This is a genomic window from Burkholderia aenigmatica (genome assembly GCF_048627025.1).
In the GTDB taxonomy this organism is placed as follows: Bacteria; Pseudomonadota; Gammaproteobacteria; order Burkholderiales; family Burkholderiaceae; genus Burkholderia; species Burkholderia aenigmatica.
The window spans coordinates 3,443,017-3,467,147 of record NZ_CP184468.1; the positions used below are offsets into that span (position 1 = coordinate 3,443,017).

Below are 24,131 nucleotides of genomic sequence, written 5' to 3' on the forward strand. Positions count from 1 at the left end.
ATCCCGATTTGACAGGCGCACGACAAGGAGAATCCGCAATGAAGAAGAAACTGATCTGCCTGCTGGTGGCCGGCGCGTTGCCGGGCATCGCGCTGGCCGACTCGACATCCGCCGAGATCAAGGCGCTGCAGGCGCAGGTCACGGCGCTGCAGAAGCAGATGAAGGCGATGCAGGCACAACTGTCGGCCAAGGGCGGCACCGCCACCGCCCAGGCCGGCACGAAGGCAGGGGCTGGCGCCGCGCCGGTCGCGGTGGCCGTCGATCCGAGCTCGCCGGACTATGGCAAGGCACAGGCCACGCTGACCAACGACGAGGTCGGCGAAATGAAGCAGCAGATCGCGAACCAGCAGTTGAAGGTCGACTCGCTGACCGATGCGGCCAACACAGGCCCGCTCGCCGGCCTGTCGGTCACGGGCTACATCGATCCGACCTACATCTACAACCGCGCGCCCGGCACGTCGTCGTTCCTGTTCGCGAACCACGAGAACGCGTACAACTACTTCAACAGCACGTTCGGCGATCTCTACCTCGACATCAAGAAGACCTTCGGCGTCGGCCCGATGGCGCCGTCGGCGGAAATCACGCTGATGCCGAACCGCGGCAACGGCATCACGCTGCTGCAGAACTCGCGCGGCTCGATCACCGACAACCTGCTGAACACGGCGGTCGTCAACGTGCCGATCACCGCCGAGACGACGCTGGTCGCCGGCCTGATCCCGAGCTTCGGCGGCTACGAGGTGCAGCAGTCGAACCAGATGCTCACGCTCACGCACAACCTGCTGTACGATTTCTCGGATCCGGGCAGCTACGTCGGTATCGGCGCGAACTACACGAAGGGCAACTGGGCGTGGAAGTTCTTCCTCGGCAACGAGCAGTACCGCACGTACGGTTCGGTCACGACGACGGGCACCAACGCGCTCGGCGATCCGATCACCACCAGCAACAAGGTGCCGACCTTCACCGCGCGCGCGGACTACACGTGGTCGAGTGCGCTCGATCTCGGCGGTTCGTTCAACATCGGCCGCCAGACGCTCTCGAGCGCGATCGATGCGAACGGCGTCGTCCACTACGGCCCGGGCGGCGCGGCGCCGAGCGCATACGGTTCGTTCTTCTTCGGCGAACTCGACGCGACCTACACGCTCGCCGACATTCAGTACAACGCGGAAGTCGACTACGGCCGTCAGCAGCATGCGGCGTTCAACGGCGGGCTCGCGCAGTGGTACGGCCTGTCGCTGCTCGCGCACCGCAAGTTCAACGCACCGGTGGTCGGCCGCATGGGCGTGACGCTGCGCTATGACCTGCTCGCCAACTCGAAGAACGGCGGCGGCGGTGGCGGCATCGCGCTGAACGGCAACGGGATGGATCCGAGCAACGGCTTCGGCGTCGACGCGGACTGCCTCGCACAGTCGAAGGCCGGCGGCGGCCTGGGCTTCGAGTGCAAGGGGGCGGTACGCCAGGATGTCGCGCTCGACCTGCTGTTCTATCCGACCCAGCAGATCACCGTGAAGGTCGAATACCGCCACGACTGGGCGAACAACAAGGTGTTCCTGCGCAACGACGGGTCGTACGGCAAGTCCAACGATCTGCTCGCGACGCAGTTCATCTATTCGTTCTGACGCGGGGTGCGCGGGACGCCGTGCCGTGCGCACGGCGTCCCGCGCCGTTTTACCGGCCGGATGACGGTGCGCGATGCACCGGCGCCGGCTGCAACGAGGGAGTCGGATTCATGACGCAGTCTTTCACCCGCCGCGCCGATGCGCTCGCGCGCGACTCGTACTACGAAGCGACGGCCGAACGCCCCGCCGTGGACGACCCGTCGCTCGACGGGACGATCGACGTCGACGTCTGCGTGATCGGCGCCGGCTTCGCCGGCCTGTCGACGGCGCTCGACTGCCGCGCACGCGGGCTGTCCGTCGCGGTAATCGACGCGCACCGGCCCGGCTGGGGCGCGTCGGGCCGCAACGGCGGCCAGGCGATCACCGGCTTCGCGAAGGACGAGGAGATCGAACGGCAGCTCGGCGCCGACGGCGCACGCGCCGCGTGGTCGCTGTCGCTCGACGGCGTCGCGCTGATCGCCGAGCGGATCGCGCGCTACGGAATCGACTGCGATTTCACGCGCGGCTACCTGACGGTCGCGACGAAGCCGCGCCGCATCGACGACCTGCACGCGTGGATGGACGCCGCGACGTCACGCTGGGGCCATCCGTCGCTCGCGTGGCTCGAACCCGCCGACATCCGCACGCGCATCGCGTCGACACGCTATCTGGCCGGCGTGCACGATCCGCTGTCGGGCCACCTGCATCCGCTCAAGTACTGCCTCGGCCTCGCCGATGCCGCGCGGCGCGAGGGCGTCGCGCTGTACGCGCATACGCCCGCGCTCGACGTCGCGCGCGGTGCGCGGCCCGTCGTGCGCACGCCGTCGGGCGACGTGCGCTGCCGCTTCGTCGTGTCGTGCTGCAACGCGGGCCCCGGCGGCGTGCTGCCGGCCGCGACGGCCGCGCGCATCGCGCCGATCGCGTCGTACATCATCGCGACCGAGCCGCTCGGCCAGGCACGCGCCAACGCGCTGATCGCGCAACGCGAAGCCGTGTGCGACAACAATTTCTTCCTCGACTATTTCCGGCTGTCGGCCGACCACCGGATGCTGTTCGGCGGTCGCGCGAATTCAGCCGGCGCGTCGCCCGCCACGCTCGCCGAAACGATCCGGCGCCGCATGGTCGGCGTGTTCCCGCAGCTCGGCGACGTGCGCGTCGACCACGCGTGGGGCGGCTTCGTCGACGTCACGCGCAACCGCGCGCCGGATTTCGGCGCACTCGATCCGAACTTCTTCTACGTCCAGGGCTTCAGCGGGCACGGCGTCGCGCTCACCGGCATCGCCGGGCGCGCGGTCGCCGGCGCGATCGCGGGCGACACGCGCGCGTTCGACCTGTTCTCGCGCATCCGTCACCGGCGTTTCCCCGGCGGCGACGCCTGGCGGCAACCCGCGCTCGAACTCGGGATGCTGTACCACCGCGTGCGCGAGCTGTTCTGAGCCCACTTTCTCCGCTCTCCTGATCATGCAGACATTCGCCAACCAGCCGCACGTCGCGTCCTACTACGCGGCGACTGCCAACGATACGACCCGCCACGCGCCGCTCGCCGGCACGATCGACGCCGACGTGTGCGTGATCGGCGCGGGCCTCACGGGCCTGTCCGCCGCGCTCAACCTCGCCGAGCGCGGCCATTCGGTGACCGTGCTCGAAGCGTCGCGGGTCGGATGGGCGGCGAGCGGCCGCAACGGCGGTCAGCTGATCGGCGGGTTTGCGTGCGACATCGACACGTTCGGGCAATTCATGCCGGAAGGCGACGTGAAGCGCATCTGGGACATGGGGCTCGAAACGCTGGCGCTCGTGAAGTCGCGCATCGCCAGGCACGACATCGACTGCGCGCTGGTGCCCGGCTACCTGACCGCCGCGAACACCGAGCGTGACGCCGATTCGCTGAAGCGCTGGCGCGACGAGGCCGCGAAGCGCTTCGGCTACGACCGCCTCCACTTCGTCGAAGCCGACGAACTCGGCGACTACGTGCAGTCGGCCCGCTATTGCGGCGGGCTGTACGACCCCGACAGCGGCCACCTCCATCCGCTCAACTACACGCTCGGCCTCGCCCGCGCGGCGACCGATGCGGGCGTGCGGATCCACGAGGACAGCTGCGTGACGCGCGTGCGCGACGTCGCGGGCGGCCATGTCGTCGAGACGAGCGGCGGCAACGTGCGCGCGCGCTTCGTCGTGCTCGCGTGCAATACCTTCGTCGGCACGCTCGCGCCCGCGCTGGCGAAGAAGATCATGCCGGTCGGCACCTACGTGATCGCGACCGAGCCGCTCGGCGACGCGCGCGCCGCCGCGCTGATGCCCGCACGCGCGGCGATCTGCGACAGCCGCTTCGTGCTCGACTATTTCCGGCCGGCGCCCGACACGCGGCTCGTATGGGGCGGCAAGGTCAGCTATTCGACGCGGGAGCCGCGCGATCTCGCGGCGGCGATGCGCGCGGACATGCTGAAGACGTTCCCGCAGCTCACGGACGTGAAGGTCGAGTACGCATGGGGCGGCTTCGTCGACATCACGATGAACCGTGCGCCGCACTTCGGCCGCATCGCGCCGACGATGTATTTCGCGCAGGGGTTCTCGGGGCACGGCGTGAACACCACCGCGCTCGCGGGCAAGCTGATCGCCGAGGCGATCGACGGCCAGGCGAGCCGCTTCGACCTGTTCGACAAGATCCGCCATCGCGACTTCCCGGGCGGCGAGGCATTGCGCACGCCGGCGCTGGTGCTCGCGATGAGCTGGTACCGGCTGCTCGACGCGTTCGGCGTGCATTGAGCAACGGCCACATCGACGAAAAACGGCTGCGCCGAAACGCAGCCGTTTCTTGCCGCCGAGCGCCGACGCGCTCTCGCTAGTCGGCCACCTTCTGCCGCATCGTCACGAACTCCTCGGCCGCGGTCGGATGGATGCCGATCGTGTCGTCGAACTGCGCCTTCGTCGCGCCCGCGCGAATCGCGATCGCGATGCCCTGGATGATCTCGCCCGCATCGCGGCCGACCATGTGCGCGCCGACCACGCGCTGGCTGTCGCGCGCGACGACGAGCTTCATCAGCGTGCGCTCGTCGCGGCCCGACAGCGTATGGCGCAGCGCCTTGAACGACGTGCGGTAGATGTCGACGTCGCCGTCGTACAGGTCGCGCGCGGTCGCTTCGGTGAGGCCGACCGTCGCGACTTCGGGCTGGCTGAACACCGCCGACGGCACCCATTCGTGATCGGCCGCGACGCGCGACCCGCCGAACAGCGTGCGGGCGAGCAGCCCGCCGTCGCGCGTCGCCACCGGCGTGAGCTGCGGGCGCGACGTGACGTCGCCGATCGCATGGATCGACGGCACCGACGTCGCCGAATACGCATCGACGGCAATCGCGCCGCGCGCATCGAGCGCCACGCCCGCCTGTTCGAGTCCGAGCCCGTCGACGTTCGGCACGCGGCCGGTCGCATAAAGCACCTCATCGTACGGCCCGTGCCGCGCATCGCCGACGCGCACGCTCAGCGTGCCGTCATCCGCGCGCTCGATCGACTCGACCACCGAGCGCGCGTGGATCGCGACGCCCTGCTTCGTCATCTCGTCGGTCAGGAACTGGCGCACGTCGTCGTCGAAGCCGCGCAGGATCTTCTCGCCGCGATAGAACAGGTCGACGTGGCTGCCGAGGCCGTTGAAGATGCCCGCGAACTCGACCGCGATATAGCCGCCGCCGACCACCGCGATGCGCTTGGGCAGCGCGGCGAGCGACAGCGCCTCGCGCGACGTGATCGCGTGCTCGATGCCGGGCCGCGCCGGGTGCGACGGGCGCGAGCCGGTCGCGATCGCGATGTGGCGCGCGCGGATCGTGCGTTCGCCGATCGCGACCGTGTGCGCGTCGACGAGCGTCGCGCGGCCGGCGTGCATCTCGACGCCCGATTGCCGCAGCAGGTTGATGTAGATGTCGCTGAGCCGGTTGATCTCGCGATCCTTCGCGGCAATCAGCGCGGGCCAGTCGAACGTGCCGGCGCCGAAGGTCCAGCCGAAGCCCTTCGCGTCCTCGACTTCGTGCGGGTAGTGCGATGCGTAGACGAGCAGCTTCTTCGGAATGCAGCCGCGCAGCACGCAGGTGCCGCCGATCTGCTCCTCTTCCGCTATGCCGACACGCGCGCCGTATGACGCGGACATGCGCGCGAGCCGCACGCCGCCCGAGCCGGCGCCGATGACGAACAGGTCGTAGTCGAAATCCATCGCATTCCCTCATCGCAGTTCGGATGAAGGCACGATAGCAAGATTCCGGCATTCGTGCGGCGCACGGTGCAGCCGGGAGCGCGCCCAATAAAAAACGGCGAGAGACGTTGCCTCTCGCCGATCAACCCAGCTGCCGGGTGTGCCATGCGTCACCGATCGACCGCATGCCCGACGGCCGGCTGCGCGGCACCGGTCCGCCCGGGCGCGCGAAGGGCGCGCCCGCGGCCGGACCAGCCGCCATGCTCAGGCCTGCGACGTGTCGCTGCCGTCCGTCGCCTGCGTGTCGTCTGCCTGCTGCGGCTGCTCTTCCTTCTTCTCGAGCATGCCTTCGATCGCTTCCGCACCCTTGAAGCCGGCGACGGCTGCCGCCGCCTTGGTCAGCAGGCCCGCATCCGGATCCAGCTTTTCCGCGCCTTCGACAGCTGCGACTGCGCCAGCGATTTCACCCACGGTGTTCAGGATACCCATCGTCATCCCCTTTCAAGAAAATCGTGAGCGCATCGTCCCACGAAAAAAACCGGCGGACCGCGATTGTCATCACCGGATACACAAGTTACGCACCAGGCCGGCCGCACTCGCCGAGCGCGACCGGAACGACGCACGCGCGCGCCTCACGGCACGCAACGGGCGATGCACGCAGCGTAGCGGAAAGCCTGCGCGCGTACTGTAAAAGTATGTTCTGGATTGCCGACGGATCCCTTACGGCGCGGGGGTCTCGTGATGAAGCATTCGCCGAATAGTCGTGCGCGCGTATGAAGGTCGCGTGACGAAAAAAAAGAGGCGCCTCGCGGCGCCCCTTCGATGCGTGCCGGACGACTGCCGGCGCGTGCGTTCCGACGTTCGTCAGAAGATATTGCGCAGGCCGATCGCGATGCCGGTCTGGTTGCTGCGACCCGGCAGCTCGACGTTCGCCGCGCCGCTCGTCTTGTTGAAGTCGACGGTGCCGTACACTTCCGTGCGCTTGCTGAGCGCGTACTCGGCGATGCCGACGACCGCGTAGCGGTTGCCGCTCGCGAGCGTGCCGTTGGTGGTCATCGCATTGCGCATATGGTCGTAGTAGAACGCGCCCGTCAGCGTCAGCGGCGCGCTGACCTGCCAGCTCACGCCGGCGAACGGACCGTCGTCGATCCGGCCAGTGCCCTTCGCGACCGGAATCGACTGCTGCGCGAGCAGGCTGTCGACGAAGCCCGTGTCGTCCTTCGAGCGCAGGTAGCCCGCGTAGATCTTCGCCTTGCTGAACGCATACACGACGTTCGCGTGGTAGATCGTCTGCTTGCGCGCCGAGTTGTCGCTGTTCTGCTGCGCGCCGGCTGCGATGCTGAGCGGGCCCATCACGTACGACAGCGACACGCCCCACGCATTGCCCTTGCCGAGCGAACCCGGGATCTGGCCCGAGAAGCCGCCGGCGCCGGTCGATTCGTAGTTGGTGCCGGTCGAGTACATCGCCTTCGCGGTCAGCCCTTCGAACTTGCCCGTGTACTTGATCTGGTTGTCTGCATACAGGCCGCCGCCGAGTGCGACCGGCAGCCACGCGTTTTCGAGGTAGTTACCGACCGTCAGCGGATCGTAGGTGTCCGACAGCAGGTCGAACAGCGGCGTCTTCTGGCGACCGAGGGTCACCGTGCCGTACGGGCTCTGCAGGCCGACGTACGCTGCGCGGTTGAACAGGCGGCCGCTGTCGGCGAATGCGCCGTTCTGCAGGTTCACGCCGCTTTCGAGGTTGAACACGGCCTTCAGGCCGCCGCCGAGGTCTTCCGTGCCGTAGATGCCGAAGCGGCTGTTGGTGATCGCGCCGTTGGTCATCGACAGCAGGCCGTCGTTCTTGGCGTTGGCGTTGGTCAGGTAGCGGATGCTGGCGTCGGCGACGCCCCACAGCGTGACCGAGCTTTGTGCGGCCGCGTACTGGCTGGCGAATGCGAGCGCGGCGCCCCCTGCGATGGCTGCGAGTCGGGTGGTCTGCTTCATGAGCTTTCCTTTTTGTAGGTGTCTCCATTCATGGCCGGCCGCGTGCGCAGCCGGGTGGCGATCGCTCACGTTCTTGGCGCGCGCGATGTGGGCTGAATCATATGACGAGTGCAATCGCTGAAAGAAATTGAAATGCGCGGTAACGGCAGAACTGTCGCCCGCGCACAACGCTGCGCGTGCGAGGCTTGCCCGGCGGGCGTCGGGTGCCGCGCAGCAGCATTCGGCCACGCGGCTGACGGACCGTTAGGACTGTAAGACTCACCCCGCGGGCGCGGGGAAACAGGCAGGCGGCCGGGAGCGCCGGCGGGATGCCCCGCTACCGTTACGCCGCGGCCGGCGGCTCGCCGGGCGTCGCGCGGCGACGCCACGCACGCCGCACGATTTCCGCGAACGCGCCGACGAGCAGCAGCACGGCGCCCCACAGCGCGACGTCCGGCACGAGCCGCGTCACGAGGCCGCCGACCACCGCGCCGGCCAGGAAGCAGAAGCTGATCGTCGCGAGCAGCGCCGAGTCGTGCAGCGCGCCCGCGTCGTAGCGCGGGATCAGCCCGACGAACAGCTTCTGCGCGGCGCGCCGCAGGTTGCCGGTCGTCATCACCGACGTGTACGACAGTTCCTCGAGATGGGTGAACGACAGCGTCTGCAGCGTCGCGACGAACGAAATCCCCGGAATCAGCCAGGCGCTCGACGCGCCGACGAGGCCGCTCGCGGCGACGCCGAGAAAGGCGATCTCGACGAGCAGGCTCGTGAACGCCGTGTGCCGCATCCAGCCGCGCTGTGCGGCGAGGCCGAGCAGGTGCGCGACGAACACCGCGACCACGAAGCCGCCGAGCGGCGGCACGTGATGCAGCGCGGCGGCCCATTCGCCGGCCGACAGGTTGATGCCGAGCAGCGCGACGTTGCCGGTCATCGTGTTCGCGAACACGTGGCCGTGGCCGACATACGTGTACGCGTCGAGGTAGCCGCCGGACAGCGTCAGCAACGCGGCGACAGTGAGATTGCGGCTGGCGCCGTCGAGATCCATCGAGCCTCCCGTGGTGCGCGCCGCCCGGCCGCGCGCGGCGGGCGGTGCGAAATTCAGTTCTGCCGGCCGGCGCGAACGCCGCCGGCGCTGCGCGGCCGGGCATCGCCGCGTGCCGCGCGCCAATATAATGCCCGCCGTCGGGGGGCGGATTCCCGCCGCGCGGCGCCGGCCGGAACGTGTCCATCGCGCAGGTTTCGCCGCCGCGGCGCCGGCCGAGTATACCGGGCGGCCTGAGCCCGGTTGCGCCCCGATCGCCCCCGCGCCGCCTCACCGAGCCTTCGAATGACACTCGCGAAGTTCTTCCTGCGCTACACCGTGATCCCGTTCGCCGCGATCGTGCTGGTGGCCGTCTGGGCGTTCAACCGCGAATCGGGCGAGATCGATGCGCGCCAGTACGCGGCGCTGGTGGCCGCCTATCCGTCGTTCACGCCGAAGCTGAAGCACGAGGTGGCCGACGCGTTGCGCGGCGGCAAGGTCGCGAAGGCCGACTACGGCACGATCATGCGCGATGCGCTCGAGGCCGGATACGTGGTCGACTGGCCCGCGACGACCGACGACGTCGGCAGCGAGCGCGGCCGGCTGCTCGGGATCGTGAACAGCGACCTGCCGGCGTCGCAGTAGCGGGCGGCCGCAGCCGGCAACGGCCGGCTGCGTGAAGGATCGCTCACTGTCCGATGCCCGTGAGTCCGATCAGCGCGCCGCCCGCGAGCAGCCACAGCGGATGGATGCGCGTGCGCCACGCGAGCACCGCGCACGCGGCCGTGATGCCCCACTGGATCGCCGTGCGGTTCGACGCTTCCGAGATCAGCACCGCGCTCGCCGCGACCAGCCCGGCCGTGACGGGCATCATCCCCTGCTGCACATAGCGGCGCCACGGCCGGTCGCGAAAGCGCTCCCACGCATGCAGCGCGAGCACGGTGACGATCGACGACGGTCCGAACTTCGCGAGCGACGCGACCAGCAACCCGCTCCAGCCGGCCACGTGCCAGCCGACCAGCGACACGATCATCATGTTCGGCCCGGGCGCCGCCTGGGCCAGCGCGAACAGCGCGGTGAACTCGTGCGCGCTCATCCAGTGATGGACGTCGACGACCTGCCGCTGCATCTCCGGCAGGATCGTGTTGCCGCCGCCAAACGCGAGCAGCGACAACTGGCTGAAGATCGTCGCGATGGCGATCAGCGTGTCGTTCATGGCCGGTCTCCTCGCTGCGTGTCGCGCGCCACGGCCGGCGCCGGCTGCGGCGTATCCGCATCGCGGCGCCGCGACGCGAGCCAGATGCTGACGGGCGTCAGCACGAGCATCGCGGTCAGCAGCGGGATGCGCAGCACCGCGATCGCGACGAACGCGAGCGCCGCGATGCCGGCTGCCGCGCGGGCATGCCGCAGCGGCTTCGCGACCTTCACGGCCATCGCGACGAGCAGCCCGGCCGCCGCCGCGGCGAGCCCCGCGAACAGGTGCTGCACGCGCGGATCGTTCTGCGTCTTCGCGTACAGCACGCCGAGCGCGACGACGACGAGCGTCGGGCCCGCGATCAGCCCGAGAATGCCGGCGAACGCGCCGGCGACGCCGCGAAAGCGCATGCCGACGGCCACCGACAGGTTGATCACGTTGCCGCCCGGCAGGAACTGGCACAGCCCGAGCAGATCGGTGAATTCGTCGGCGGAGAGCCATTTGCGCTCTTCGACGATGGTGCGCCGCGCGAACGGCAGCGCGCCGCCGAACGACATGAGGCCAAGCGACAGGAAGCCGGTGAACAGCTCGGCGAGGCCGACACGGCGGGGCGACGCGGCTGGCGGCGGGGCGGCAGGCGGAAAAGCGGATTGCATGGGGCTCCTCACGAAACGGTGAACCGAGGTTACCGCCGTTCCAGACGCTGGCAAAACGATTTTATCGGCGCGTCCTTGTGATCTAGAATCACAAGCATGGCACGCGATCTCCCGCCCTTTTCCGCGCTTCGGGCCTTTGAAGCCGCGGCACGACACGAAAGCTTCAGCGCCGCCGGCGATGAGCTGCATGTGACTCATGGTGCCATCAGCCGGCAGATCGCCGGGTTCGAGGCATGGCTCGGCAAGCCGGTGTTCCACCGCTACGGCAAGCGCGTGAAGCTCACCGACGAAGGCCGCCGCTACCTCGACACCGTGCGCGCCGCGTTCGACAGCATCGCGCTCGCGACCGAGCAGTTACGCAACACGGGCGCGGCGCGCGTGCTGCGCATCAACGCGCTGCCGACCTTCGCGATGAAATGGCTGCTGCCGCGCCTGTCGCGGTTCCAGCGCGACGTGCCGAACGTGGAACTGAAGCTGTCGACGTCGAACGCGCCGCTCGACACGCTCGACGGTTTCGACGTCGCGATCCGCCGCGGCCCCGGCCACTGGCCGAACTGCACAAGCGGCCACTTCCTCGACGAAAGCGTAATTCCGGTCTGCAGCCCCGCGCTGCTCAAGCGCGTGCCGATCGCCCGCGCGGACGATCTCGCGCGGCACGTGCTGCTGCATTCGGATACGCGGCCGGAAGGCTGGCGCGACTGGTTCGCGGCGGCCGGCGTGGCGATGAAGGGGCGCAAGCGGCAGTCGTTCGACCACTTCTACCTGGCGCTGCAGGCGGCCGTCGACGGGCTCGGCGTCGCGCTCGGCCCGCTGCCGCTGATCGACGACGAACTGGCGAGCGGCCGGCTCGTGATGCCGCTGGCGGGGCCGCGCATTGCGACGCGCAGCTACTGGTGGATTGCGCCGCGCGCGCCGGCGGACGATCCGCTGGTCGCGCAGTTCTGCGCGTGGCTGCAGACGCAGTCGAACGTCGGCGCGTAGTCGCGCTGGCGCGCGACGAAGAAGATGACGCGGGCGGCAGGACGCCGCCCGCCGAACGCTCAGACCACCGGGCCCGGTTCCTTTTCCTTGCGCAGGATCGCGTACAGGATGATCGCGCCGAACGTCGCGGTGCCGATCCCGCCGAGCCCGAAGCCGCCGATCTTCAGCGAGAAGTCGCCGGCGCCGAGCACCAGCGTGACGGCCGCGACGATCAGGTTGCGGTTGTCGGAGAAGTCGACCTTGTTGACGACCCAGATCCGCGCGCCCGTCACCGCGATCAGCCCGAACACGACGATCGACACGCCGCCGAGCACCGGGCCCGGAATCGTCTGGATCACCGCGCCGAACTTCGGCGAGAAGCCGAGCACGATCGCGATCACCGCGGCCACCGCGAACACCAGCGTCGAGTAGATCCGCGTGACGGCCATCACGCCGATGTTCTCCGCGTAGGTCGTCACGCCCGTGCCGCCGACGCTGCCCGACACGATCGTCGCGAGCCCGTCGCCGATGAACGCGCGGCCCACGTAGCGGTCGAGGCTGGTGCCCGTCATCGCGCTGACGGCCTTGATGTGGCCGAGGTTTTCCGCGACCAGGATCACCGCGATCGGCGCCAGCATCAGCATCGCGTGCGGATCGAACACCGGCGCGCGGAAGCTCGGCACCCCGAACCAGGCCGCATGCCCGACGATCGAGAAATCGATCGGCTTGCCGAGCCCCATCCCGTTGGTCGCGACCGCGTAGATCGCGTAGGCGATCACCAGCCCGACGAGGATCAGCAGGCGCTGCACCATGCCGCGCGAGAACACCGCGACGCCGCCGACGCACAGCACCGTGACGAGCGCCATCACCGATTCGAAGGTCGACGCGGACACGCCCTTGACCGCGATCGGCGCGAGGTTCAGCCCGATCACCGCGACCACCGCGCCGGTCACGACGGGCGGCATCAGCGTCTCGATCCAGCGCGTGCCGATCGCCTGCACCAGCAGGCCGAGCGCGACGTACACGACGCCGCACGCGATGATCCCGCCGAGCGCGACCGGGATGTTCGGGTTCGGGCCGCTGCCGCCGTAGCCGGTCACCGCGATCACCAGGCCGATGAACGCGAAGCTCGAGCCGAGGTAGCTCGGCACGCGGCCGCCGACCAGCACGAAGAACAGCAGCGTGCCGATGCCCGACATGAAGATGCACAGGTTCGGGTCGAAGCCCATCAGCAGCGGCGCGAGCACCGTCGAGCCGAACATCGCGACGACGTGCTGCACGCCCATCGCGACCATCTGCGGCCACGCGAGGCGCTCGTCGGGGCCGACCACGCGCGATGCCGCGCCGGTCGATTGCACCCGCCAGCGCGGGAAGTAGGAATCGGACATGGGGAAAAGGGCTCCTGTCGGTCGGTCGCCGGCTGCAGAAGATGCGCCGGTCTGGAATCTGGCGCGAGTTTACGGAGCGGAAATGGGGCTGGCAAGCGCACTGATGCGCGGGCCGGCAAGCGCCAAGCACGGCTGGCCGTGCGCGCGAAACGGGGCACGAACGTGCGGCCCGGTGAAGCGCCCATCCGCGCGCGAAGACGCGCGGGCGGCAGTCCACACCGGCCGCGATGTAAGCGGGCGCTCACATCGCGGCTGGCGCGTCGTGCATCAGGGATTGATGTACTGGAACAGCGACAGGTTCTGCAGCTGCGCGTACGCCTTCTGCGAGCCCGTCAGCGCGTTCTGCATCTGCAGGAACTGGCTGATCGTCGACACCATGTTGGTGCTCGTCAGGTCGGACAGGTTGCTGGTGATCTGCAGCGTGTTGGTCTGGTTCACCGCCTGCATCGCCTTGATTTCCTGCTCGCGTCCGCCGACCGACGCCTGCACGGTGAGGACGTTCGTCATCATGTTGTTCAGCTTCGTCGTGCCGGTGGTCATCGTGTTCGCGAGCGCGGTCGCGGCAGCCGTGTTGTTGCTGATCGGCGTCTTCAGCGCGGTGATCATCGAATCGAGCGCCGCGAACACGTCGGTGCCGGCTTTCGGCGCGGGCGTGACCGTGAACGTGTCGCCCGGCGCAGGCGTGCCCGACACGGGCACTGACAGGCCGTTGCCGAGCGCGATGGCCGAATCGGCCGTATACGGCTGCGCGGCGCCCGGGGTCGGCGGTACGACGGAGTTGTCGGTGACCGTATAGGTCGGCGCGGCAGCCGTGCCGCCGAACGTGATCGTGAACTGGTGCGTGTTGGTCGCGGCCGACGGGCTCGTGATCGACACCGCGCCGATCGTACCCGTGCCCGTGTTGTTCGCACCGGCGACCGGCACCGGCTGGCTGCCGAGCATCGGCACCGACAGGAACACGCTGGCGCCGCTGTCGCCCTGCGAGATCGCGCGCGTGTCGGCGATCTGCACCTGCCGCGAACCCGTGTCGCCGCTGTAGTTCACGCCGCCGCCCGGTGCGTTCGAGAACGGCGCCGTGGTCGACTGGAAGCCCGCGAACAGGTAGTTGCCCGCGCCGTCCGTCGAGTTCGCGAGCGTCAGCAACTGGTCGCGATAGCCCTGCAGCTGGGTCGACAGCGCCGCTCGGTCGCTGTCGGCCAGCGAGCCGTCGCCGGCATGTATCACGACCGAGTGAATGGTGTTCAGCAGGTCGTTGACGCTGAAGAGCGTCTGGTCTTCCTTCTGCAGCGACGACAGCGCGACGTTCTGGTTCGACGAATACTGCGACAGCGTCGCCGACGTCATCGACAGCTGCACCGCCTGCGCGGCGCCGAGCGGGTTGTCGGCCGGCGTCGACAGGCTCACGCCGCTCGAGATCTGCTGGTACAGCTGCGACAGCTGCGCCTGCTGGTCGCTCATCTGAGCGACGTTCATCTGGTAGAACTGGGTGGTGGAAATCCGCATCGCTTCGATCCCCGAAATCAGTTGAACAGGCCGAGCACGGTCTGGAACAGCGTCGCCGCCGTCTGGATCACCTTCGCGTTCGCCTGGTAAAGCTGCTGGTACTGCATCAGGTTGGCCGCTTCCTCGTTCTGGTTCACGCCCGACACCGACTGCTGCGCGGACGTGATCTGGCCGACCAGCGCGGTCTGCGCGGCGCTCGACGACTTCAGCTGGCTCGTCGTGTTGCCGATGCCGTTCACGTAGTTCGCGTACGCGCCCGTCAGCGTGGTCGAGCCGTTGCCGAACGATTTCGCGTTGACGAGCTTCGACAGCGCGAGCGCGTTGCTGCCGTCGTTGGTGCCGCCCGTGTTCGGCGCGACCGTGAACGTGTCGCCGGCCGTGGGCGTGCCCGACACCGTCACCGTGACGCCGGCCGTCAGCGTGATCGGCGAGCCGGCCTGGTACGCCTGCGGCGTGCCGGTGCTCGGCGGCGTGACGGAGTTGTCGGTGACCGTGTAGGTCGGGCTGGCGGTCGTGCCGCCCATCGTGATCGTGTAGTTGTGCGGGTTGGCCGCGGCGGTCGCGCTCGTGACCGACAGCGCGCCGATCGTGCCGGTGCCCGTGTTCGTCGCGGTGGCCGACGGCACGAACGGCGCCGCCGCCGCGATCGCGGAGCCGTTCGACGTCGCGAGGCCGAAGCCGTTCAGCGCGCCGCGCGTCGGCTGCACGGTGAACTTGTCGCCCGGCTGCATCTGCGTGCCGGCAGTGGTCGAGAAATTCAGTCCACCGAGCGAAACCGGCATCGGCCCCTGCTTCTGGTCGACCACCGTGCCGCTCGCGCGATCGGTCAGCGTGTAGTTCTTGCCGTCGAACGACAGCGTGTAGTCGCCGGTGGTCGGCTGCGACGCGTTCGCGAACGACACGGACAGCGCCGCGTTGCCGGTATTGCCCTGGTTCGCGTACGTGATCGGCGTGCCGGTCGTGAACAGGTTGCCGCCGACGTTGCCCGACAGGTCGAGGCCGAGCGCGTTCTGCGCGTTGACCTGCGCGGCGAAGCTGGTCGCGATCGCGCCAAGCTGGGCTTCGGCCGGATCGAGCGTCTGGCTGCGGAACGAGAGCAGGCCGCCGAGCGTGCCGCCCGACAGCGACGCGTCGGACAGGTACTGGTTCGGGCCCTGCGGGTTCGCGCCGGCGATGCCCTGCGACACGACGGTCAGCTCGCTCGGATCGGACGGCGACGTAACGGTCGCGAGCTGGTAGCTCTTGTCCGCGACGACGAGCGGCGTGCCGCCCGCGAGAAACACGCTGTAGCCGTCGCCGTTGCGCGCGACCTGCACGCCCGCGAGGTTCGACAGGTTCGACACCGCGAGGTCGCGCTGGTCCATCAGCTGGTTCGGCGGCTGGCCCTGGCTGCTCGCGGCCGAGATCTGCTGGTTCAGTTGCGCGATCTGCGCGGTGTACGCGTTGATCTGCGTCACGGTGCTCGTCAGCTGCGTGTTCACGCTCTGGCGCAGCGCGTCGTACTGCTGGCCGGCCGCCGTGATCTGGTTCGCGAGCGTCTGCGCATTGCTCATCGCGGTCTGCCGCACCGACGAGTCGGACGCGCTGTTCGCGACGTTCTGCAGCCCGGTGAAGTAGTTCGTGATCGCGGTCGAGATGCCGGCCGTCGGGCTGCCGACGTAGTTGTTCAGCTGCGTGACGAGCGAATACCACGTCGATAGCGCACCGCCCTGCGTCTGCGCGCCGTTCAGCTGGTCGCTCAGGTACTGGCTGTACTGCCGCTGCACGGTGGCGGTGTTCACGCCCTGCGGCAGGTAGCCGCTGCTCGTGTACTGGCCGCTCGCCTCGGCATAGACGGGGCGTTCGACCGAATAGCCCGGCGTCGCCGCGTTGCTGATGTTCTGGCCGGTCGTCGTGAGGCCCCAGAGCGCGGCATTCAGGCCGCTGACGCCGAGGTTCATGAGTGTGTTGGACATGCGCGATCCTGATGAGCCGGCCGCGCTGCGGCCGCCGGGTTGCGTGACTCCCGGTATAACGGCCGCGGATCGAAAAAATTGAGGAAAAAATGCGTGCGCGACGCGCGAGCGCGCGTCGCCGCTCGCAGCGGGCGGCCAACGGTGCCGCCAACGCTGCGCGGGCGGCCCCGGGCGGGGCCGGCCACTGCTTGCGCGTCAGGCCCGCGCGAGCGAGCGGCGCTTCATCTCGAGCTGCGTAATCAGCCGCTGCAGCGTGTTCTCCGCGCTGCCCGGCAGCGACAGGTAGCGAAAGCCGAGCTGGTAGCGCCGCGACCCGTTCGGCATCTGCGTCGAACGCTGCGACACGAGCTGCAGGTCGAGCGACAGCTTGCCGTGGCCGGTCAGTTCGAGCTCGACGTCGGGCAGCTGCGTGCCGACCTCGAGCGCCTCGACGCGTTCGTCGGCCGTGCGCAGCCCCACGCCGCCGAGCGACAGGTTATGCACCTCGAACAGGAAACTCTCGCCGTCCGGCAGCTTGCCGCGGCACAGGAACGGATCGACGATCGGCGCGTCGACGCGGAAATATTCGCGGCGCTGGATGCACATCAGCACGTCGGGGAAATCGGCGACGAACGCGGGCAGCCCCTCGTAGCGCGTCTCGCGCGGCGTGCCCGTGGAGAATTCGACGCGCACGCCCTCCGGCGCGGCCGCGAACGTGCAGTGCGACGCGCCGAGGATGCCGGCGTTCTGCTCCGACAGCGCACCCCAGTCGAACGTAAACGTCCGCTCACCGACATCCACCTCGAGCAGGCGCGTGACAAGCTGGCCGCCCGGATACTGGACGGTCAGGAAATCGCCGCGGTTGACGAGGTTGCGCAGCTGCACGCCGATTTCCAGCGGATTGCGGCGGGCATAGTCGGGCCCGGAGTGGCCTGCATCCAGGCTGGGGTCCGTCGACGTTTCGATATTCATGGCTAGCCGGTCTTTCTTGTCATGGGCGCCCGGGCAACCGGTGCGCAATAAAACCGGGCCAGAACGGGGGCCCGGTCGCAGGTCTCTCACACTTAGCGGCAGTGCTGACCGAAAGTTTAGATCGAATTGCGGATTTTTTTCGCGCAAACGTTGAAACCGCGCGCGGCGGGCTGCCGGGCGCGGTCCAGAGGGTACAACCGGCAATCGCCGACGGGTGCGTCAGCCGATCTGCTGCATGATCGAAATCAGCTTCTTCGCGTAGTTCGGGTCGGTCGCGTAACCGGCCTTCTGCATCCCGTGCGCGAAGCCTTCGACGCTGCGGCTCGCGCTCAGCACGCCCGAGTAGCGCGGGTTGTTCTTCAGCAGGTTCGCGTAATCGGTCATCGCATGCTCGTACGAATCGTACGCGCGGAATTTCGCGACCACGCGGCGCGGCGTGCCGTTCACGTATTCCGTCGTCAGCGCCGACACCGTGCGGCCGGTCCAGCCCTTGGTCGCCTTGATGCCGAACACGTTGTAGCTCGTCGAGCCATCGGTCGCGCGGATCTCGCGCTTGCCCCAGCCCGATTCGAGCGCCGCCTGGCCGACGATGAAGCGCGCCGGGATGCCGGTCGATGCGCTGGCCGCCTGCGCGGGGCCCGCGAGCCGGTCGACGAACGCGTCGGCGTCCTGCACGCCGCTCGCGCCTTTCAGCGGCGGCGTCAGCGCGCTGCCGGCCGAATAGCCGCGCGTACCGGCGAGCCCGCCGTTGTTCGCCGCGTTCGCGTAGGCCTTCGCCATCGCGTTCATCGCGGCGAGGCCGCCTTCGTTGCCGGACGCGCCGAGGCCGGCCGCGCCCATCGCGCCCGCGCCGACGTCAGCCGCCGTGTCGCTGCCCGCGCCCTGCCCCGCGTTGCGCATCAGCTGCTTCATCAGCGCGTCGGCGACGCCGATCCCGCGCGTCGACATCTGCTGCGCGAGCTGCTGGTCGAGCATCGACGTGTACAGCTTCGACGTGTGCGAATCGAACAGCCCGCCGTCGGGCGACGCGTCGCGCATGCTCTTGAGCATCATCTGCGTGAACATCGCGTCGAACTGGCCGGCGACCGCCTTCGCGCCGGCCTGCGGCGACTGCTTGGCCTGCGCGCGCAGCGCGTCGAAACCCTGCACGTCGAGCGCAAAGCGCTGCGTGAGGTCGTTCGCGTTCGGGAGAGAGGCTGCCATTTAGATGATCTCCAGGTCGGCGCGCAGCGCGCCGGCGGCCTTCATCGCCTGCAGGATCGACATCAGGTCCGCAGGCGTCGCGCCGAGCGTGTTCAGCGCCTTCACGACGTCGGCGAGATTCGCGCCGGCCGTCACCATCTTCAGCGCGCCGTTGTCCTGCTTCAGCTGGATCTGCGACTGCTGCGCCACCACCGTCTGCCCGTTCGAGAACGGCCCCGGCTGCGACACGACCGGCTGCGTGTTGACGACGACCGACAGGTTGCCGTGCGCGACCGCGCAGCTCTGCAGCGTGACCATCTGGTTCATCACGATCGAGCCGGTGCGCGCGTTCAGGATCACCTTCGCCGCGGCCTTGTCCGGGCTGACGTCGAGGTTCTGCAGCCGCGCCATGAACGCGACCTGCTGCGCCGAATCGGCCGGTGCGGCCAGCTGGATCGTGCGGCCGTCGAGCGCCGTGGCAGTGCCCGGGCCGAAGCTCGAATTGACCGCGGACACGATCCGCTGCGCGGTGCCGTAGTCCATGTCGTTCAGTTGCAGCTGCAGCACACCGTTCATCTGCGCGATCGCGTTCGGCACCGCGCGTTCGACGATCGCGCCGCCGACGATCCGGCCGGCCGCGAGCTGGTTCACCTGCACGCGGCTGCCGTTCGCGCTGGCGCCGGCGCCGCCGACCGCCATGTTGCCCTGCGCGAGCGCGTAGACCTGGCCATCGGCGCCTTTCAGTGGCGTCAGCAGCAGCGTGCCGCCGCGCAGGCTTTTCGCGTTGCCGAGCGACGACACGGTGACGTCGAGCGCCTCGCCCGGCCGCGCGAACGGCGGCAGCGTGGCGGTCACCATCACGGCCGCGACGTTCTTCAGCTGCATGTTGCTCAGCGACGACGGGCCGCCGTTCGCCGAACCGTTGTTGATCGAGATGCCGAGGTTCGCGAGCATGTTCGCGAGCGTCTGCGTCGTGAACGGCGTCTGCATCGTCTGGTCGCCCGTGCCGTCGAGACCGACGACGAGGCCATAGCCGATCAGCGGGTTGTCGCGCACGCCCTGGATCTGCGCGAGGTCCTTCAGGCGTTCCGCATGCGCGGGCGCCGCGCCGAGCATGCAGGCCGCGGCCACGGCCGCGAACGCGACGGCGAGCCGCGCGGCGGCATGCGCGCGGGCCGACAGGCGGTTGAACAGGGTCTTCTGCATCGTCATCACCACGGCGCGATGTTGAGGAAGAAGCGCTGCAGCCAGCCCATCGTCTCGGCTTCGTTGATGTAGCCCTTCGACGAGTATTCGATCTTCGCGTCGGCGACCTGCGTCGAGTAGACGGAGTTCGCACCCGAGATCGTGTTCGGGTTCACGACCCCCGAGAAGCGCACGAATTCGTTGCCCTGGTTGATCAGCATCTGCTTCTCGCCGCTGACCACGAGGTTGCCGTTCGGCAGCACGCCGGTGACGGTCACCGTGATCGTGCCGTTGAACGTGTTCGCCGCGCTGGCGCCGCCGGTCGCCGCGAACTTGTTGTTGCCGGTCGCCGACAGGTTCGCCTTCGCGAACAGCCCGCCGAGGAAGCCGGCCGTCGGCACGTTGAAGTCGGTGTTGCCCTGCCGGTTCGTGTTCGCGCCCGACGACTTGGTCGCGTTGATGTTCTCCGCGATCATGATCGTCAGGATGTCGCCGATATTGCGCGGCCGCTGATCCTCGAAGAGCGGCCGCCCCGCGTAGCCGGGGTTGTAGATCGAGCCGGGCGCCTGCATCGACATCGGCATCGGCGGCTGCGCCGTCATCGGCTGCTGGATGATCGGATCGCGCGGAATCTGCGCGCAACCGGCGGCGAGCGCCGCCACCGCGACCGCGCATGCGGCGCGGACGGTGGCTGACGGGAGGAGGCGAACCTGCTTCATGGCGACGACGGGTGTTCCGGTTAGCTCTTCATCTGCGTGACGGTCTGCAGCATCTGGTCGGACGTCGTCACGGCCTTGCTGTTGATCTCGTAGGCACGCTGCGTCTGGATCATGTTGACGAGCTCCTGCACGACGTTCACGTTCGACGCTTCGACATAGTTCTGGTTGAGCGTGCCCGCGCCGTTCAGGCCCGGCTGCGACACGTTCGGCGCCCCCGACGAGGTGGTCTCGGAGAACAGGTTCTCGCCACGCGCCTCGAGGCCGGCCGGGTTGATGAAGGTCGCGATCTGCAGCGAGCCGATCTGCACCGAATTGGTCGACCCCGCCTGCGTGATCGTCACGACGCCGTCCTTGCCGATCGTCAGCGAGTTCGCGTTCTGCGGGATCGTGATCGCCGGCAGGATCTGGTAGCCGCTCGACGTGACGAGCTGGCCCTGCGCGTTGGTCTGGAACGAGCCGTCGCGCGTGTACGCGTTCGTGCCGTCCGGCATCAGCACCTGGAAGAAGCCCGCGCCGTTGATCGCGACGTCCTTCGAGTTGCCGGTCTGCGTGAGGCCGCCCTGCGTGTACAGGCGCTCGGTCGCGACCTGCTGCACGCCGGTGCCGAGCTGCAGGCCCGACGGCAGTTCCGTCTGCTGCGTCGAGTTCGCGCCAGGCTGGCGGATGGTCTGGTACAGCAGATCCTCGAACACCGCGCGCGACGCCTTGAAGCCGTTCGTGCTGGTGTTCGCGAGGTTGTTCGAAATCACGTCCATCTGCGCCTGCTGCGCATTCATGCCGGTGGCGGCGATGTAGAGCGAACGGTTCACTTGTCGATTCTCCTGCGTGGGCTGGCGCGGGCGCTCAGCTGAAATTGAGCAGCTGGTTCGCCGACTGCTCGTTCTGGTCGGCCGTCTGGATCAGCTTCGACTGAAGCTGGAACGCGCGCGCGTTGTCGATCATCGCGACCATCGCGGTCACCGGGTTGACGTTGCTGCCTTCGAGCGAATTCGGCGTGACGACCACGTTCGGGTCGGCATCGGCCGGATTGCCGTCGGCGGTGCGGAACAGCCCGTCGTTGCCGCGCGTGAGCGTGGCCGGATCGGGATTCACGAGCTTCATCTGGTCGACGATCGCGACCGCCGTCGGCGGGTCGCCCGGCATCAACGCGGAAATCGTGCCGTCCTTGCCGATCGTCACTTCCGCGTTCGGCGGTACCGAGATCGGGCCGCCGTTGCCGACCACCGGCAGGTTGCTCGCGTTGACGAGCTGGCCGTTCTCGTCGACGTGCAGGTTGCCGGCCCGCGTGTACGCCTCGCTGCCGTCGGCCGCCTGCACCGCCAGCCAGCCCGCGCCCTGCACGGCGACGTCGAGCGGGTTGCCGGTGCGCGTGATCGGACCCGGCGCGTAATCGGCGCCGGGCGTCGACGCGAGCACGTAGGTGCGCGTCGTCGTCGGGTCGACCGTGCTGCCGTCGCCGAAATTCATCGGCACCGCGCGATACGTCGCGAGCTGCGCGCGAAAGCCCGTCGTCGACGCGTTCGCGAGGTTGTTCGCGACGATCGCCTGCTGGTCGAGCGACTGCGACGCACCCGTCATCGCCGTGTAGATCAGTCGGTCCATGGCTGCCCGTTATCCGCGCTTACAGGTTGATGAGCGTCTGGTCGACGGTCTGCTGCGTCTTGATCGTCTGCGCGTTCGCCTGGTAGTTGCGCTGCGCGGTGATCAGGTTGACGAGCTGCGACGTGAGGTCGACGTTCGAGTTCTCGAGCGCGCTGCCCTGCAGCGTGCCGTGGTTCGTGCTGCCCGGCGCCGAGATCTGCGGCACGCCCGATGCGGCGGTTTCCGCATACTGGTTGCCGCCGAGGTTCACCAGCCCGTTCGGGTTGTTGAAGTTCGCGAGCGCGATCTGGCCGAGCACGGCGGTCTGGCCGTTCGAGTAGTTGCCGGTCAGCTTGCCGTCGGTGCCGATCGTGTAGGTCGTCAGCGTGCCGCTCGCGTAGCCGTCCTGCGCGAGGTTGTTCACGCCGTCCTTGCCGCCGTATTGCGTCGTGCCGGTCAGGTCGAGCGTGAGGTTTTGCGGCGTCGCCGAGCCGTCGGTGTTCGGCACCGTGAACTGGAACTGGCCGAGCGACGTGGTCGGCGTGGCCGGCGTGCCCGTCGTCGTGCTCTTGATCGCGCCCGACGAGTCGAACGTGACCGTGCCGAGATCGTTCGTGCCGCCGCCCTGGGTGACCGCGTACGCTTCCCAGACGCCGGACGCCGTCGGCGACTTCACGAAGTACATGTTGACCGGTTGCGAGCCGCCGAGCGAGTCGTACACCTGGATCGACGTCGAGTAGTTGTACGTCGTGTTGTCGGTCGGGTCGAACGGCGTCTTGGCCGGCACCGTGTCCTGCGAGTTCAGGTTGAACTGGGCGGTGATCTTGGTCGTCGCGGTCGGCGCGATGTTGGTCGTCGGCGCCTGCAGCGGCACGGTCTGCGCGGTGTTGATCACGCCGTTCTTGTCGGCCATGTAACCCATCAGGTTCATGCCCTGCGCGTTGATGATGTAGCCGTTCTTGTCGCGCTGGAACGTGCCGTCGCGCGAGTACGTCTTCACGCCGTTGTTCGACATCTGGAAGAAGCCGTTGCCGTTGATCGCGACGTCGAGCGACGAGTTCGTCGTGTTGATCGTGCCCTGGCCGAACTGCTGCTCCACCGAGTTCAGCGACGTGCCGATGCCGATCTGCGAGTTGACCGACGTCGCGACCGAGTTCGCGTACATGTCGGAGAACTGCGCGGTGCTCGACTTGAAGCCGACCGTATTCGCGTTCGCGATGTTGTTGCCGATCACGTCGAGCGCGTTCGATGCACCCGAGAGGCCGCTCAGACCCTGTTGATAACCCATTTCGGTCTCCGTTTCGAGATTGCTCGATCAGTATCAGTTGGAGGTGGTGCCGCCGGACGAGGACGAAGCCGACGCGGACGACGTGGTGTTCGGGAAGATCGACGCGACCTGGGTCAGCCCCACCGTCGTGCCGTTCGACAGCACGAGCCCCGCCGTGCCGTCCGCCTGCTTGATCACGCTCTGCACCGTCGATGCCGCGAGCGTCGTGGCCGGCTGCGGCGTGCCGTTGACGTCGGTGTACGACGCGCTGACCGTGTACTTGCCGTCCGGCAGCGCATTGCCTGCCGAGTCGGTCGGGGTCCAGTTGAACGGCACGGTGCCGGCCGACTGCGCGCCCGCATTGATCGTGTTCACCACGGTGCCCGCCGCGTTCTTCACGGTGATCGTCAGGTTCGACACCGAGCTCGACAGCGACACGCCGAACGGCGATGCCGCGCCGCTCTTCACCGCGACCGCGTTGCCCGGCGCGAGCACGTTGGTGCCGATCAGCAGCGCGGCCTGCGTCTGCTGGCCGGCCGTGAGCTGCGTCGACAGCGACGAGAGCGACGTGTTCAGCTGCGCGATGCCGCTCACCGTGTTGATCTGCGCGAGCTGCGACGTCATCTGCGAGCTGTCGACCGGGCTGGTCGGATCCTGGTTCTGCAGCTGCGTGACGAGCAGCTTCAGGAACGTCGCCTGCAGGTCGCTCGCCGACGTGCCGTTGGTCGACGACACGTTGTTGGTGTTCATCGTGTCGGTCGGCAGGTTCGACACGTTCGTGCCGTTGCTGCCGATCGTCGTGCTGGAGGAAGTCATCCTGGGTGGCCTTCT

The 24,131-nt window shown here is 68.4% G+C and carries 22 protein-coding genes; 5 read left to right on the forward strand and 17 right to left on the reverse strand.

The genetic code is table 11. From position 1 onward, the window contains the following. Positions 1-38: 38 nt before the first annotated feature. The 3 genes from ACN8ZM_RS16125 (at position 39) to ACN8ZM_RS16135 (ending at position 4,358) form a co-directional block, all read left to right on the forward strand. On the forward strand, positions 39-1,616 hold the full coding sequence (locus tag ACN8ZM_RS16125; protein ID WP_043184618.1) for a DUF3138 family protein: 1,578 nt from the start codon (positions 39-41) through the stop codon (positions 1,614-1,616). A gap of 110 nt (positions 1,617-1,726) precedes the next feature. Continuing rightward, complete coding sequence (locus ACN8ZM_RS16130) at positions 1,727-3,031, forward strand: NAD(P)/FAD-dependent oxidoreductase (RefSeq protein WP_420210296.1); 1,305 nt, start codon at positions 1,727-1,729, stop codon at positions 3,029-3,031. Positions 3,032-3,056: 25 nt separating this feature from the next. Further along, positions 3,057-4,358: an NAD(P)/FAD-dependent oxidoreductase gene (locus ACN8ZM_RS16135; protein WP_420210297.1), complete on the forward strand. Its 1,302-nt coding sequence runs from the start codon at positions 3,057-3,059 to the stop codon at positions 4,356-4,358. A gap of 76 nt (positions 4,359-4,434) precedes the next feature. On the opposite strand, the gene gor is transcribed toward ACN8ZM_RS16135, so the two are convergent. The 4 genes from gor to ACN8ZM_RS16155 form a co-directional block, all read right to left on the reverse strand. Further along, positions 4,435-5,793 (reverse strand): glutathione-disulfide reductase, encoded by a 1,359-nt coding sequence (gene gor / locus ACN8ZM_RS16140; protein ID WP_301769680.1) that lies wholly within the window; start codon positions 5,791-5,793, stop codon positions 4,435-4,437. Between the two features lie 243 nt (positions 5,794-6,036). Next, entirely contained in the window at positions 6,037-6,261 is a 225-nt protein-coding gene (locus ACN8ZM_RS16145) for a hypothetical protein (protein WP_043185162.1), read from the reverse strand. A 375-nt stretch (positions 6,262-6,636) separates the two neighbouring features. Further along, positions 6,637-7,758: a porin gene (locus tag ACN8ZM_RS16150; RefSeq protein ID WP_043184625.1), complete on the reverse strand. Its 1,122-nt coding sequence runs from the start codon at positions 7,756-7,758 to the stop codon at positions 6,637-6,639. 322 nt (positions 7,759-8,080) lie between these two features. Further along, complete coding sequence (locus ACN8ZM_RS16155; protein WP_089451496.1) at positions 8,081-8,782, reverse strand: YoaK family protein; 702 nt, start codon at positions 8,780-8,782, stop codon at positions 8,081-8,083. A 282-nt stretch (positions 8,783-9,064) separates the two neighbouring features. Between ACN8ZM_RS16155 and ACN8ZM_RS16160 the strand changes: the two genes are divergently transcribed. Next, positions 9,065-9,403, forward strand: a complete 339-nt coding sequence (locus ACN8ZM_RS16160; RefSeq protein WP_089451398.1) for a hypothetical protein — start codon at positions 9,065-9,067, stop codon at positions 9,401-9,403. Between the two features lie 43 nt (positions 9,404-9,446). Here the strand turns inward: ACN8ZM_RS16160 and ACN8ZM_RS16165 are convergent, their stop codons facing one another. Both ACN8ZM_RS16165 and ACN8ZM_RS16170 read right to left on the reverse strand, forming a co-directional pair. Further along, on the reverse strand, positions 9,447-9,974 hold the full coding sequence (locus ACN8ZM_RS16165) for a chromate transporter (RefSeq protein WP_043184629.1): 528 nt from the start codon (positions 9,972-9,974) through the stop codon (positions 9,447-9,449). Then, positions 9,971-10,609 carry a chromate transporter gene (locus ACN8ZM_RS16170; protein ID WP_043184631.1) on the reverse strand — a complete coding sequence of 213 codons (639 nt, stop codon included), beginning with the start codon at positions 10,607-10,609 and terminating at the stop codon, positions 9,971-9,973. Before ACN8ZM_RS16170 ends, ACN8ZM_RS16165 begins: the two co-directional genes overlap by 4 nt. Positions 10,610-10,705: 96 nt before the next feature. Between ACN8ZM_RS16170 and ACN8ZM_RS16175 the strand changes: the two genes are divergently transcribed. Continuing rightward, complete coding sequence (locus tag ACN8ZM_RS16175; protein ID WP_175025881.1) at positions 10,706-11,590, forward strand: transcriptional regulator GcvA; 885 nt, start codon at positions 10,706-10,708, stop codon at positions 11,588-11,590. 59 nt (positions 11,591-11,649) lie between these two features. On the opposite strand, the gene ACN8ZM_RS16180 is transcribed toward ACN8ZM_RS16175, so the two are convergent. The 11 genes from ACN8ZM_RS16180 to ACN8ZM_RS16230 all read right to left on the reverse strand — a co-directional run bounded on the left by ACN8ZM_RS16180 (position 11,650) and on the right by ACN8ZM_RS16230 (position 24,116). After that, on the reverse strand, positions 11,650-12,957 hold the full coding sequence (locus ACN8ZM_RS16180) for a solute carrier family 23 protein (RefSeq protein ID WP_043184635.1): 1,308 nt from the start codon (positions 12,955-12,957) through the stop codon (positions 11,650-11,652). A gap of 267 nt (positions 12,958-13,224) precedes the next feature. Beyond that, the gene (flgL, locus tag ACN8ZM_RS16185) at positions 13,225-14,460 is read right to left on the reverse strand and encodes a flagellar hook-associated protein FlgL (protein WP_043184637.1); all 1,236 of its coding nucleotides are present in this window, start codon (positions 14,458-14,460) and stop codon (positions 13,225-13,227) included. A 17-nt stretch (positions 14,461-14,477) separates the two neighbouring features. Further along, positions 14,478-16,415, reverse strand: a complete 1,938-nt coding sequence (gene flgK / locus ACN8ZM_RS16190; protein WP_301769683.1) for a flagellar hook-associated protein FlgK — start codon at positions 16,413-16,415, stop codon at positions 14,478-14,480. A gap of 195 nt (positions 16,416-16,610) precedes the next feature. Then, positions 16,611-17,366 (reverse strand): flagellar brake protein, encoded by a 756-nt coding sequence (locus ACN8ZM_RS16195; RefSeq protein ID WP_043184640.1) that lies wholly within the window; start codon positions 17,364-17,366, stop codon positions 16,611-16,613. Between the two features lie 219 nt (positions 17,367-17,585). Beyond that, the gene (flgJ, locus tag ACN8ZM_RS16200; RefSeq protein WP_089451401.1) at positions 17,586-18,569 is read right to left on the reverse strand and encodes a flagellar assembly peptidoglycan hydrolase FlgJ; all 984 of its coding nucleotides are present in this window, start codon (positions 18,567-18,569) and stop codon (positions 17,586-17,588) included. After that, a complete protein-coding gene (locus ACN8ZM_RS16205; protein WP_043185168.1) occupies positions 18,570-19,754 on the reverse strand; it encodes a flagellar basal body P-ring protein FlgI in 1,185 nt (394 codons plus the stop codon). A gap of 5 nt (positions 19,755-19,759) precedes the next feature. Then, the gene (gene flgH / locus ACN8ZM_RS16210; RefSeq protein WP_043184642.1) at positions 19,760-20,452 is read right to left on the reverse strand and encodes a flagellar basal body L-ring protein FlgH; all 693 of its coding nucleotides are present in this window, start codon (positions 20,450-20,452) and stop codon (positions 19,760-19,762) included. 20 nt (positions 20,453-20,472) lie between these two features. After that, positions 20,473-21,261 (reverse strand): flagellar basal-body rod protein FlgG, encoded by a 789-nt coding sequence (flgG, locus tag ACN8ZM_RS16215; protein WP_043184643.1) that lies wholly within the window; start codon positions 21,259-21,261, stop codon positions 20,473-20,475. Positions 21,262-21,295: 34 nt separating this feature from the next. Further along, entirely contained in the window at positions 21,296-22,054 is a 759-nt protein-coding gene (gene flgF, locus ACN8ZM_RS16220) for a flagellar basal-body rod protein FlgF (protein ID WP_089451402.1), read from the reverse strand. A 19-nt stretch (positions 22,055-22,073) separates the two neighbouring features. Then, complete coding sequence (gene flgE, locus ACN8ZM_RS16225; RefSeq protein ID WP_043184645.1) at positions 22,074-23,321, reverse strand: flagellar hook protein FlgE; 1,248 nt, start codon at positions 23,319-23,321, stop codon at positions 22,074-22,076. A 33-nt stretch (positions 23,322-23,354) separates the two neighbouring features. Continuing rightward, entirely contained in the window at positions 23,355-24,116 is a 762-nt protein-coding gene (locus ACN8ZM_RS16230) for a flagellar hook assembly protein FlgD (protein WP_043184646.1), read from the reverse strand. Positions 24,117-24,131: the final 15 nt, after the last annotated feature.